This is a genomic window from Kitasatospora purpeofusca (assembly GCF_042691725.1).
Taxonomy (GTDB): domain Bacteria; phylum Actinomycetota; class Actinomycetes; order Streptomycetales; family Streptomycetaceae; genus Kitasatospora; species Kitasatospora purpeofusca_B.
Genome location: NZ_CP170483.1, coordinates 3995630 through 4008198 on the forward strand (window position 1 = coordinate 3995630; position 12569 = coordinate 4008198).

10 protein-coding genes are annotated in these 12569 nt (G+C 73.0%); 3 read left to right on the forward strand and 7 right to left on the reverse strand.

The annotated features are described in order from the left end of the window. Positions 1-22 precede the first annotated feature (22 nt). From ACFCLZ_RS16805 to rsmA, 3 genes are all read right to left on the reverse strand, one after another. Positions 23-1852: an ABC-F family ATP-binding cassette domain-containing protein gene (locus tag ACFCLZ_RS16805; protein ID WP_380285706.1), complete on the reverse strand. Its 1830-nt coding sequence runs from the start codon at positions 1850-1852 to the stop codon at positions 23-25. Positions 1853-1994: 142 nt separating this feature from the next. Continuing rightward, complete coding sequence (locus ACFCLZ_RS16810) at positions 1995-2948, reverse strand: 4-(cytidine 5'-diphospho)-2-C-methyl-D-erythritol kinase (protein ID WP_380285707.1); 954 nt, start codon at positions 2946-2948, stop codon at positions 1995-1997. A gap of 10 nt (positions 2949-2958) precedes the next feature. Continuing rightward, a complete protein-coding gene (rsmA, locus tag ACFCLZ_RS16815) occupies positions 2959-3828 on the reverse strand; it encodes a 16S rRNA (adenine(1518)-N(6)/adenine(1519)-N(6))-dimethyltransferase RsmA (RefSeq protein ID WP_380285708.1) in 870 nt (289 codons plus the stop codon). Here rsmA and ACFCLZ_RS16820 point away from each other — a divergent pair. After that, positions 3818-4102, forward strand: a complete 285-nt coding sequence (locus ACFCLZ_RS16820) for a hypothetical protein (protein ID WP_380285709.1) — start codon at positions 3818-3820, stop codon at positions 4100-4102. The genes rsmA and ACFCLZ_RS16820 overlap by 11 nt on opposite strands. Positions 4103-4372: 270 nt before the next feature. Here the strand turns inward: ACFCLZ_RS16820 and ACFCLZ_RS16825 are convergent, their stop codons facing one another. The 4 genes from ACFCLZ_RS16825 to rsmI all read right to left on the reverse strand — a co-directional run bounded on the left by ACFCLZ_RS16825 (position 4373) and on the right by rsmI (position 8621). Further along, a complete protein-coding gene (locus ACFCLZ_RS16825) occupies positions 4373-5251 on the reverse strand; it encodes a TatD family hydrolase (RefSeq protein ID WP_380285710.1) in 879 nt (292 codons plus the stop codon). A 40-nt stretch (positions 5252-5291) separates the two neighbouring features. Next, positions 5292-6911 (reverse strand): methionine--tRNA ligase, encoded by a 1620-nt coding sequence (gene metG, locus ACFCLZ_RS16830; protein WP_380285711.1) that lies wholly within the window; start codon positions 6909-6911, stop codon positions 5292-5294. A 99-nt stretch (positions 6912-7010) separates the two neighbouring features. Continuing rightward, positions 7011-7460 carry a hypothetical protein gene (locus ACFCLZ_RS16835; RefSeq protein WP_380285712.1) on the reverse strand — a complete coding sequence of 150 codons (450 nt, stop codon included), beginning with the start codon at positions 7458-7460 and terminating at the stop codon, positions 7011-7013. A gap of 279 nt (positions 7461-7739) precedes the next feature. Further along, the gene (gene rsmI / locus ACFCLZ_RS16840; protein ID WP_380285713.1) at positions 7740-8621 is read right to left on the reverse strand and encodes a 16S rRNA (cytidine(1402)-2'-O)-methyltransferase; all 882 of its coding nucleotides are present in this window, start codon (positions 8619-8621) and stop codon (positions 7740-7742) included. A 181-nt stretch (positions 8622-8802) separates the two neighbouring features. Between rsmI and ACFCLZ_RS16845 the strand changes: the two genes are divergently transcribed. Together ACFCLZ_RS16845 and ACFCLZ_RS16850 are read left to right on the forward strand one after the other, a co-directional pair. Further along, the gene (locus ACFCLZ_RS16845) at positions 8803-10608 is read left to right on the forward strand and encodes a dolichyl-phosphate-mannose--protein mannosyltransferase (protein ID WP_380286193.1); all 1806 of its coding nucleotides are present in this window, start codon (positions 8803-8805) and stop codon (positions 10606-10608) included. 175 nt (positions 10609-10783) lie between these two features. After that, positions 10784-12553 carry a penicillin-binding transpeptidase domain-containing protein gene (locus tag ACFCLZ_RS16850; protein WP_380285714.1) on the forward strand — a complete coding sequence of 590 codons (1770 nt, stop codon included), beginning with the start codon at positions 10784-10786 and terminating at the stop codon, positions 12551-12553. The last annotated feature ends 16 nt before the right edge of the window (positions 12554-12569 follow it).

Sequence of the window (12569 nt, forward strand, 5' to 3'; positions counted from 1 at the left end):
GAAGCCCCGGCCCCGCTCCGGCTCAGACCTGCTCGGCGAGCTCCAGCCAGCTCATCTCCAGCTCCTCCTTCTCCTCCCGCACCGCCCGCAGCCGGCCGTCCAGCTCGGCGACCTTGGAGAAGTCGGCGGCGTGCTCGGCGAGCTGGCCGTGCAGCTTGGACTCCTTCTCGTCCAGCTTGGCGATCTGCCGCTCCAGCTTCTGCATCTCCTTCTTGGCCGCCCGCAGGTCCCCGCCCGAGAGCGCGGCCTCCCCGCCGGCCGCCGGCGCCGCACCGGAGACGGCGGCGGCGGCCGAAGCCGCGGCGGCCGCGGCGGCGGCCATCGCGGTCCGCCGCTCCAGGTACTCGTCGACACCGTTCGGCAGCATCCGCATCCGCCGGTCGCCGAGCAGCGCGTACGTCACGTCGGTGGTCCGCTCGATGAAGAAGCGGTCGTGGCTGATGACGACCATCGAGCCCGGCCAGCCGTCGAGCACGTCCTCCAGCTGGTTGAGCGTCTCGATGTCGAGGTCGTTGGTGGGCTCGTCGAGGAACAGCACATTGGGCTCGTCCATCAGCAGCCGGAGCAGCTGGAGCCGGCGCCGCTCGCCGCCGGACAGGTCGCCGACCGGCGTCCACTGCTTGTCCTTGCCGAAGCCGAACTGCTCGCAGAGCTGGCCGGCACTCATCTCCCGGCCCTTGCCGAGGTCGACCCGGGAGCGGACCTGCTCGACGGCCTGGAGCACCCGGGTGGCCGGGTCCAGCTCGGCGACCTCCTGGGAGAGGTACGCCAGCCGCACCGTCTTGCCGACCTTGATGACCCCGGACGTGGGCTGGACGTCGCCCTCCGAGGCGTACGCGTCGCGCAGCGCGCGCAGCAGCGAGGTCTTGCCCGCGCCGTTGACGCCGAGCAGGCCGATCCGGTCGCCGGGGCCGAGCTGCCAGGTGACGTTCTCCAGCAGGAGCTTCGGGCCGGCCTTCACCGTGACGCCTTCGAGCTCGAAGACGGTCCGGCCCAGGCGCGCGTTGGCGAACTTCATCAGCTCGCTCTTGTCGCGCGGCTCGGGGACGTCGGCGATGAGCGCGTTGGCGGCCTCGATCCGGTAGCGCGGCTTGGAGGTGCGGGCCGGGGCGCCGCGGCGCAGCCAGGCGAGCTCCTTGCGGGCGAGGTTCTGGCGCTTCTGCTCCTCGGTGGCCTCGATCCGGGAGCGCTCGGCACGCGCGAAGACGTAGTCGGAGTAGCCGCCCTCGTACTCGTGCACCGAGCCGTGCTGGACGTCCCACATCCGGGTGCAGACCTGGTCGAGGAACCAGCGGTCGTGGGTGACGCAGACGAGCGCGGAGCGGCGGTTCTGGAGGTGCCGGGCGAGCCAGGCGATGCCCTCGACGTCGAGGTGGTTGGTGGGCTCGTCGAGGACGATGAGGTCCGGCGAGCCGAGCAGCAGCTTGGCGAGCGCGATCCGGCGGCGCTCGCCGCCGGAGAGCGGGCCGATCACGGTGTCCAGGCCGTCGGGGAAGCCGGGCAGGTCGAGGCCGCCGAAGAGGCCCTCGATGATGTCGCGGATACGGGCGTCGCCGAGCCACTCGTGGTCGGCCCGGTCGGCGATGACCTCGTGCCGGATGGTGGCGGCCGGGTCCAGCGAGTCGTGCTGGGTGAGGACGGCCATCTCCACCCCGCCGGCGTGGGTGATCCGCCCGCCGTCCGGCTCCTCCAGCTTGGCGAGCATCCGGATCAGGGTGGTCTTGCCGTCGCCGTTGCGTCCGACGACACCGATCCGGTCGCCCTCGCTGACGCCGAGGCTGACCCCGTCCAGAAGGGCCCGGGTGCCGTAGACCTTCGTGACGGACTCGATGGTGGCGAGGTTGACGGCCACGTGTGCTGCGCTCCAGGGTTCGACGGTCCGGGCTCGGGCGGAGCCCGGAGCCTCCCAGCCTAGTGGGCCCGCCCCGGGTACCCGCGCGCTCGGCCGTTCGCCCTCCCGGCCGCTACGGCCCGGCCGCCACGCCCCGGTCGCTCTACGCCCCGGTCACCACGGCAGCCCCGGGCACCACGGCCGCCCCGGGCACCGGCCCGTGGGTGGCGTGCGCGGCCCGGCAGCTGCCGGAGGCGCGCAGCGCGGCGGCGACGGCCTCGGCGGCGTCGGCGTCCTTGGCCAGGAAGGCGCAGGTCGGGCCGGAGCCGGAGACCAGCGCCCCGAGCGCGCCGGCCGCGGTGCCGGCCCGGAGGGTGTCGGCGAGCGCGGGGCGCAGCGACAGGGCGGCCGGCTGGAGGTCGTTGCTCAGCGCCGCGGCCAGCAGGGCGGCGTCGCCGTCGGCGAGGGCGGCCAGCAGGGCGGGGTCGGCGTCGGGGGTGGGCACCTCGGTGTCGCCGGAGCCGGTGCCGGCCTCCTCGCGCAGGCGGTCGCACTCGCGGAAGACGGCGGGGGTGGACAGGCCGCCGTCGGCGACCGCGAAGACCCAGTGGTAGCTGCCGGTGACGGGCAGCGGTGTCAGGATCTCGCCCCGGCCGCGGCCCAGCGCGACACCGCCGACCAGGGCGAACGGCACGTCCGAGCCGAGTTCGGCGGCCAGCTCCAGCAGCACCCCGGCCGGCGTGCCGAGCCCCCACAGGGCGTCGCAGGCGACCAGCGCCGCCGCACCGTCGGCGCTGCCGCCGGCCATGCCGCCGGCCACCGGGATCGCCTTGGCGATGTGCAGGTGGACGTCGGGCTCGGCGAGGCCGTGGCGGGCGGCGAGCAGCCGGGCGGCGCGGGCGGCGAGGTTGCTGTCGTCCAGCGGGACGGCATCCGCGTCCGGTCCGGTGCAGCCGAGGGTGACGCCCGTACCGGGCTCGCCCGCCGTCGCGGTCACCTCGTCGCCGAGGGCGACCGCGAAGAAGACGTTGGCCAGGTCGTGGAAGCCGTCGGCACGCAGTCCGCCGACCCCGAGCTGGACGTTGACCTTGGCGGGCACGCGTACCGTGACGCTCACTGGAAGACCCTTACTCCGGCTTGTTCTCGGCGATGGCGGCGAACTGCTCGACGGTGAGCATCTCACCGCGCAGCTTGTGGTCGATCCCGGCGGCGGCGAGTGCCTGCTCGGCCCCGGCGGCGGAGCCGGCCCAGCCGGCCAGCGCGGCCCGCAGGGTCTTGCGGCGCTGGGCGAACGCGGCGTCGACGACCGCGAACACCTCCCGGCGGCTCGCGGTGGTCCTCGGCGGCTCGCGGCGGACCAGCGAGACCAGCCCGGAGTCGACGTTGGGGGCGGGCCAGAAGACGTTGCGGCCGATGGCCCCGGCCCGCTTCACCTCGGCGTACCAGTTGGCCTTCACCGACGGGACGCCGTACACCTTGTTGCCGGGCTTGGCGGCGAGCCGGTCGGCGACCTCGCTCTGCACCATGACCAGGGTGCGCTCGATGCTGGGGAAGGTGGCGAGCATGTGCAGCAGCACCGGCACGGCCACGTTGTACGGCAGGTTGGCGACCAGCGCGGTCGGCGCCGGCCCGGGCAGCTCGGTGACCAGCATGGCGTCGCTGAACACCAGGTCGAACGCCTCGGCCTTCCCGGGCATCCGGGCGGCGACGGTGTCCGGCAGGTGCCGCGCCAGCACCGGGTCGATCTCCACGGCGGTGACGTGCCGGGCGGCCTCCAGCAGCGCGAGCGTCAGCGACCCGAGCCCGGGCCCGACCTCGACCACCGCGTCCTCGCCGGTCACCTCCGCGGCCCGGACGATCCGCCGCACGGTGTTGCCGTCGATGACGAAGTTCTGCCCGCGCTGCTTGGTCGGCTTCACGCCGAACGCTTCCGCCAGCGCCCGGATGTCCGCGGCGCCCAGCAGATGACTGTCAGAGGTGGGATCGGTGGTGCTCACCCGCCAAGGATACGGGCGCGCCGCCCCCTCACAGCTCGACGACCGCCGCGAGGTCGATCTCCACGGGGTACGGAACCGAGGTCCGCAGCACGCCCTCGTGCTGGGCGACGGGGAGGTAGACGCCCTTCTCCTCGTCCCGGTGGAACTCGTGGACGATCGGCAGGTCGTCGATGCCGCGCTCGACCCGCCAGTAGTAGGGGATCTACATGCACCGCTCCGGCAGAACCGCGCAGTGCTCGACACGCGCGGCGAACAGCCCTCGCTCCAGCCCTGAACGCACCTGTCGTGCCAGAGGTTCGTCTGTCCCCGGACCACGATGACTCCGTCCACCAGATCCCATTCGAACGGCAGGTCGAAATCCCGAGCCTGCTCGTACGTCCAGCCCTGGGACGGCGGATGGAACCAGTCGATGTGATCGTCAACGGGTTCGTCGATCGGCATGGCGGTCATGGCCACCTCCCTCACTGCACTCATGCTAGCCAGCCCAGGAAGCCGCCAGGAGTGCCGAGCCGTTTCTCCTGAACGAGACATTCGTTCGAACGGATCAGTACCCGAACGCCCGCGCCGTGTTGTCCGCGATCGCCGTGGCCAGCTCCTCCTCGGACAGGCCCAGGGTGTCGGCCATCGAGCGGACCGTGACCGGGATCAGGTACGGGGCGTTGGGGCGGCCGCGGTAGGGGTGCGGGGTGAGGAAGGGGGCGTCGGTCTCGACCAGGATCCGGTCGAGCGGGGTGGCGGTGAGGGCGTCGCGCAGCGGCTGGTTGGCCTTGAAGGTGACCGGGCCCGCGAAGGAGAGGTACCAGCCGTGCTCGGCGCAGACCTTGGCCATCTCGGCGTCGCCGGAGTAGCAGTGGAAGACGGTCCGCTCGGGGGCGCCCTCCTCCAGCAGGACGGCGATGACGTCCTCGTGGGCGTCCCGGTCGTGGATCACCAGGGCCTTGCCGTGCCGCTTGGCCATCGCGATGTGGCGGCGGAACGACTCCTTCTGGATCTCCACGCCCTCCGGCCCGGTGCGGAAGTAGTCGAGGCCGGTCTCGCCGACCGCGCGGACCTGCGGCAGCGCCGCGAGCGCGTCGATCTCGGCCAGCGCCGCGTCGAGCGCGGCCCGCCCGCCCGGCTCCCGGCGCTGTCCGGACCAGCCGTCCGGGTCGCCCAGGAAGATCCGCGGCGCCTCGTTGGGGTGCAGGGCGACGGCGGCGTGCACCTGCTCGAACCGGGCCGCCAGTTCGGCGGCCCAGCGCGAGCCCGGCACGTCGCAGCCGACCTGGACGACGGTGGTCACCCCGACCGAGGCAGCCTTGGCCAGGCCCTCCTCGGGGGTGCCGGACTGCATGTCCAGATGGGTGTGCGAGTCGGCGACCGCCACCGCCAGCGGGGCGGGCAGCGGCGGCGGGGTGGACCGTTCGTCGTCCTTCTTCGGCATCAGTCGTTCCTCTCCGGTCTGAGTCGTTTTCGCTCGGGCCTCAGGAGGCCGGCTTCTCCTCGAGACGGGGGAACAGGATGTCGCCCTTGGTGACGGTGGCACCGGCGGGCAGCCGGCCCCACTGCGCGGCCTCGGCGACGGTCTGCGCGGCGAGCGGGCCCAGGCCCTCGGCGGCGCCGAGCGAGGCCCAGAGCTTCTCGGCGGTCGTCGGCATCACCGGGTTGAGCAGCACGGCGGTGGCCCGCAGCGACTCGGCGGCGGTGTAGAGGATGGTGGCCAGCCGGGCCCGGCCCTCGGCCGAGTCGTCCTTGGCGACCTTCCACGGCTCCTGCTCGCTGAGGTAGCCGTTGACCTGCTTGACGAAGTCGAAGACCGCCGCGAGCCCGCCCGCGAAGTCCAGCTCCTCGCCGATCTTCCGGTCGGCGGCCGCGACCGCCGCCACGAGGCCCTCCGCGACGGCCCGCTCGGCCTCGCCCGGCGCCGCCTCGGCCGGCAGCGCGCCGTCGAAGTACTTGCCGACCATGGCCGCCACCCGGGAGGCGAGGTTGCCGAAGTCGTTGGCCAGCTCGGAGGTGTACCGGGCGGTGAAGTCCTCCCAGGAGAACGAGCCGTCGGTACCGAACGGGATCGCCCGCAGGAAGTAGTAGCGGTAGGCGTCCACGCCGAAGTGCGAGGTCAGGTCGGTGGGGGCGATGCCGGTCAGGTTGGACTTGGACATCTTCTCGCCGCCGACCATCAGCCAGCCGTTGGCGACGACCCGCTTCGGCAGCGGCAGGCCGGCCGCCATCAGCATCGCGGGCCAGATCACCGCGTGGAAGCGCAGGATGTCCTTGCCGACGAGGTGCACCGACGCCGGCCACAGCTCGGCGAACCGCTCCGGGTCGGCGCCGTAGCCGGCCGCGGTGATGTAGTTCTGCAGCGCGTCGACCCACACGTACAGGACGTGCTTCTCGTCCCAGGGCAGCGGGACGCCCCAGTTGAAGGTGGATCGGGAGATGGAGAGGTCCTGCAGGCCCTGCTCGACGAAGCGCAGCACCTCGTTGCGGGCCGACTCGGGGGCGATGAAGCCGGGGTTCTCGGCGTAGAACTCCAGCAGCTTCGGGCCGTACGCGGAGAGGCGGAAGAAGTAGTTCTCCTCCTCCAGCCACTCGACCGGCTTCTTGTGGATCGGGCAGAGCTTCTCGCCCTCGGTGGCGCCGTCGAGCAGTTCGGCGGGGAGCTTGTACTCCTCGCAGCCGACGCAGTACGGGCCGGAGTAGCCGCCCTTGTAGATCTCGCCCTTGTCGTACAGGTCCTGGACGAACTCCTGCACCCGGGCGGTGTGCCGCTCCTGGGTGGTGCGGACGAAGTCGTCGTTGGCGATCTCCAGGTGCTGCCAGAGCGGCTTCCAGGCCTCCTCGACCAGCTTGTCGCACCACTCCTGCGGGGTGACGCCGTTGGCCTCGGCGGTGCGCAGGATCTTCTGACCGTGCTCGTCCGTGCCGGTCAGGTACCACACCTTCTCGCCGCGCTGGCGGTGCCAGCGGGTCAGCACGTCGCCCGCCACGGTGGTGTACGCGTGGCCGAGGTGGGGACGATCGTTGACGTAGTAGATCGGGGTGGTGACGTAGTACGCGGGGGTGGTGACCCCGGTGGTGCTGTGCTCTGCAGTGGCCGCCATGGTCCGCAAGCTTAGTCGGGCCCGCGCGCGCCCTCCGACGGCGAGGGCCGGCGGCCCGGGGGTCACCCGGAGCGCCGGCCCGCTGTCGCCCCGGGGCCCTCAGCCCCGCAGCCGCGCCCAGAACCGCGCCCAGCGCCCGCCCGCCGGGGCGGTCCCGACCGGCCGGGCCACCGCCGGCGCCCCGGCCGGTTCGGCGTGCGCCGCGAACCCGGGGGCGTGCTGCCGCGACTGGTCGGCGGTGCCCACCCGGCCCTCGCGCATGATCCGCACGGTGTGGCCGCCGCAGCCCGGGCAGGTCGGCTTGAGCAGCGGCGACGGCACCCGGACTCCGTTGGCGTGGTACTCGAAGACGACGTGCCCGTCCCGGGCGACGTGGTGCTCGATGTCGTACGCCTGCTCCCAGCCGTACCCGCAGCTCAGGCACGCGAAGGAGTAGGCCTCCCGGACGGTCTCGACGGGAGTGTGCGTCCGGCCGCTCGGGCCGGTGCCGCTCGGGCCGGGGTCGCTCAGGGCGTTGCCACTGCGGGGGCTACCGATCGTCTCGCTCATAGCCGTCTCCCAGCGCCCGCCGGGCGCTCGCCCGGCTGGGTCTTTCCATCCCAGGAAATGCCCGGAAAGCCCCTGGGGATGCCCGTCTTGTGAAGACTTGGAGGCAGGTTGGGAATCCCTATACGAAAGGGTGGGTCCTGTCCGGGAACCTCGACCGAAGCTTCAGCTCGACGGGCGTTTACCCGGGGGCCTTCCCTCCACGGTACGCGCCCGTGCGCCGTGCGGCACATCGCCGACGAACAGTGCGTACCCGCAGCTCAGCGGCTTGTCACGACCACTTCAGGAGGCTTCCCCGGCCGCGCCGCCGAGGGTGCGCGCGGCCGCGTTCTTGGCCGCCACGACCGCGTCGAACACCTCCCTCTTGGGCATCGACAGTTCGGACGCGACCGCCGCGATCGCCTCCTTGCGGCGCTCGCCGGCCTCCTCCCGGACGGCCACCAGCCGGGCCAGCTCGGCCGGGGTCAGCTCCTGCGGCGCGGCCGGCGGGGCGCCCGCCACGACCACGGTGATCTCGCCCTTGACGCCCTCCGCCGCCCAGGCCGCCAGTTCGCCGATCGGCCCGCGCCGGACCTCCTCGTAGGTCTTGGTCAGCTCGCGGCAGACCGCGGCCGGCCGCTCGGCGCCGAACGCCTCCGCCATCGCGGCGAGCGCCTCGGCGATCCGGTGCGGGGCCTCGAAGAAGACCATGGTGCGCGGCTCGGCCGCGATCGAGGCCAGCTGCCGGGCCCGGTCGCCGCTCTTGCGCGGCAGGAAGCCCTCGAAGGTGAACCGGTCGACCGGCAGCCCGGACAGCGCCAGCGCGGTGAGCACCGCGGACGGCCCGGGCACCGCGGTCACCTTGACGTCGGCGGCGACCGCGGCGGCCACCAGCCGGTAGCCGGGGTCGGAGACGGACGGCATCCCGGCGTCGGTCACCAGCAGCACCCGGGCGCCGCCGAGCAGCGCCTCGACGAGTTCGGGGGTGCGCCCGACCTCGTTGCCCTCGAAGTAGGAGACCACCCGCCCGGCCGGGGTCACCCCGAGCGCCTGGGTGAGCCGGCGCAGCCGGCGGGTGTCCTCGGCCGCGATGACGTCCGCCGAGGCCAGCTCGGTGAGCAGCCGGGGCGGGGCGTCCGCGACGTCGCCGATGGGGGTTCCTGCCAGTACGAGTACTCCTGTCACGGACCCCATCCTTCCAGCAACCGGCGGCCGGGCGCTTTTGGTGACGATTCGGGCAGCTTCGGAGGGAGCCTCCGCAGGCTCACGATGCGCCCCTACGATGTGGCGGATGAACGGCGACACGGCGGCGCAAACGCCCACTGGTACAGACCACACCGCGCGGGGTGACGTCGGCGTGCCGGTCCTGACGGACCAGTCGTCACCCACCCTGCCCGGGCCCCGCGACCCGGACGGCGGCGCCGAGCCCGTCGACCCCGACGGCGACGGCGACGACGGCGGCTCGATACCCCCGCCGCCGCGCCCCGCCTGGCTGCGCGGCCTGGCCCGCTTCGGCTACGCGCCGCCGCCGGCCGCCCCCCTGGCCGAGCGCCTGGTCCCGCCGATGCCGGACGGCCCGGGCGTCACCCCGAAGCGGGTGCCGCCCTCGCCGCTGCTGCTCCGGCTGGGCCTGTCCCTTCCGGCGCCGCTGTGGTCCTGGCTCATCCGCTGGTCCGGCTGGCTCGGCCCGCTCGCGGTGGCGCTGTTCGCCGGCGCGCTGCGGTTCAGCGACCTCGGCTCGCCGAACGCGATCATCTTCGACGAGACGTACTACGCCAAGGACGCCTACGCGCTCTGGCACGGCGGCTACGAGATCAGCTGGCCGGAGGGCGCCAACGACCGGATCATGGCGGGCGACCCGGTCCCGTACCAGTCGAACCCCTCCTACGTGGTGCACCCGCCGGTCGGCAAGTGGATCATCGGCGCCGGCATCCAGCTGTTCGGGATGAACCCCTTCGGCTGGCGGTTCGCGGTGGCGCTGCTCGGCACCCTCTCGGTGCTGATGGTGGCCCGGATCGCCCGCCGGCTGTTCCGCTCGACCCTGCTGGGCTGCGTGGCGGGCCTGCTGCTCTCGGTGGACGGCCTGCACTTCGTGATGAGCCGGTCCGCGCTGCTGGACCTGGTGGTGATGTTCTGGATCCTCGCCGCCTTCGGCTGCCTGCTGCTGGACCGCGACCACACCCGGGCCCGGATCGCCGCCCGCCTCGCGGCGCACGGCGGCGGGCCGGACCCGGCGCTCGCCCACCGGATGAACCTGGGCTGGCGCCCGTACCGGATCGCCGCCGGCGTCTGCGTCGGCCTGACCTGCGCCACCAAGTGGAGCGGGCTGTACGTGGCGGCCGCCTTCGGCCTGCTGACGGTGCTGTGGGACGCCGGCTCGCGCCGGCTGGCCGGCGCCGACCGCCCCTACCTGTGGACGCTGGTCCGCGACGCGGTGCCCGCCTTCGTCTCGCTCGTGGTGGTCTCGGCGGTCGTCTACCTCACCTCCTGGTGGGGCTGGTTCGCCAGCAGCACCACGCCGAACCAGGGCGGCTACGGCCGCGACTGGGCGGTCGGCCGCTCCACCGACTACCCGTGGATCCCGGAGGGCCTGCGCGCGCTCTGGCACTACCACTCGACGGTCTACGACTTCCACACCCACCTGAGCGACCCGCACACCTACCAGTCGAACCCGTGGAGCTGGCTGGTGCTCGGCCGGCCCGTCTCCTTCTTCTACGAGTCCCCGAAGCAGGGGACGGCCGGCTGCACGGTGAACGAGTGCGCCCGCGAGGTGCTGGGCATCGGCACCCCGCTGCTCTGGTGGACCGGCGTGATCGCCCTGGTCTACTGCCTGTGGCGGTGGGCGGCCCGGCGCGACTGGCGGGCCGGCGCGGTGCTCTGCGGCCTGGCCGCCGGCTACCTGCCCTGGTTCGCCTACCAGCAGCGGACGATCTTCCTCTTCTACGCGGTCTGCTTCGTGCCGTTCCTGGTGCTCGCCGTGACGATGCTGGTGGGCGCGCTGATCGGGCCGGCCGGGGCCTCCCGGGACCGGCGGATCATCGGCGCCGCGGCGGCCGGCCTGGTGGTCCTGCTGATCATGTGGAACTTCCTCTTCTTCCACCCCCTGTACACCGGCGAGACGATCCCGATGGAGGACTGGCGCCGGCGGATGTGGTTCAACACCTGGATCTGACGGCGAACGGGGGGCGGCGGAGCGTACCGAAGTGGTGCGCAGCACGTACCAGAACCGTCACAAGACGGGCTCCCTTCGTCGGTGCACGGAGCCCGGCTGCCTAGGCTGGGCTCCGAACGCGCATCCGGCCACCTCCGGCTGCGGCCGACCGCCTGACCCTTGGGGGAACATCACCATGCGCAATGGCGCGAAGACCGGCCTGATCACCGGCGTGGCCGTCGCCATGCTCGCCGCCGGCGGCTACGGGGCGTACAGCCTCGTCGGAGGCTCGGACGACAAGGGCGAGCCGTCCGCCAAGAAGCAGCGCACGGTGGTCGCCGAGCCCCCGACCGCCGAGCAGGCCACCGCCGGGGCCAAGGACTTCCTGGACGCCTGGGCGGCCGGCGACCTCGCCAAGGCGGCCTCGCTGACCGACGACCCGGCGACCGCGACCACCGCGCTGAGCGCGTTCCGCGACCAGGTGAAGCCGAGCGGGCTCACCCTGGCGCCGTCCGGCCCGGCCACCCCGGCGGCCTTCGCCTCGGCGACCGGCACCCCCTCCCCCGCCAAGAGCACGACCCCCGCCGCCGCGGCCACCCCGGGCGCCACCGACTCCGCCTCCGCCGCGCCGTCCGCCGCGCCGTCCGCTGGCCCGGCCGGGGTGCTGATGGGCTTCAAGGCCCGCGCCGAGTTCGAGGGCACCAACCGGGTCTGGGACTACAACGGCTTCCTCAGCGTCGTGAAGATGAGCGACAACACCCCGGCCGTGCACTGGGCCCCGTCGGTGATCCACCCGCACCTGGCGGCGGGCGAGACGATCTCCGTCCAGCCGCTGCCCCCGCTGGCGGGCAACGTGGTGGACCGCAACAACAAGGCGCTGAACAGCCCCTCGATCACCCCGCTGGTCGCCACCGTGCAGGCCAAGGTCGCCAAGCTGCTCGCGGACCAGAACAAGGACCAGAGCGACAACGGCACCGGCGTGGTGATCACCAACACCGCCGACCAGAACAGCGTGCCCGACCGGCTGTTCACCATCGTCGACCCGAAGCCCCCGAAGCCGTTCAAGCTGACCATCGACGCCACCCTCCAGGCCGCCGCCGAGAAGGCGATGACCGACCTGGGCGGCAAGAAGGGCTCGATCGTCGCCATCGAGCCGAGCACCGGCCAGGTCCTGGCCTTCGCCAACGCGCCGGTCACCGGTCTGAACCGGGCCTTCCAGGGACAGCTCGCCCCCGGTTCCACGCTGAAGATCCTCACCTCCACCGCCCTGCTGGAGGCCGGGATCAACCCGGACACCCCGGTGCCCTGCCCGACCCTGAGCAGCAACCCGAAGAAGATCCCGAACTCGTTCCCCGACGCGCACCCGAACAACACGCTCCAGCAGGACTTCATGATCTCCTGCAACACCGCCTTCATCGACCAGGGCCTGACCAGCCTCAAGCCGGGCGCGCTGACCACCACGGCCAAGGACGTCTACGGCATCGGCCTGAACTGGCAGACCGGCCTGCCCAGCTTCGACGCCGTGGTGCCGGACGCCGGCACCAACAAGGACGAGCAGGCCATGCAGTCGATCGGCCAGGGCAAGGTCCAGATGAACCCGCTGGCCATCGCCTCGATCACGGCCACCGTGCAGAGCGGCACCTTCAAGCAGCCGATCCTGGTCGCCGAGCTGCCGCAGCAGAAGGCCGCCCGCGACATGACCCCCGACGTCGCCGGCAAGCTGCGCCAGATGATGGCCGCCACCGCCACCGGCGGCACCGCCCAGGAGGTGATGGCCGGGATCTCCGACAACGCGGGCGCCAAGACCGGTTCCGCCGAGGCCACCGGCATCGCCACCACCAACAGCTGGTTCACCGCCTACCGGGGCAACCTCGCGGTCGCCGCCGAGGTCGAGGGCGGCGGCCACGGCGTGGACGCCGCCGGTCCCGCCGTCGCCTCGATCATCAAGGCCGCCGGCACCCGCTGACGCCCCCGCCGAGCCC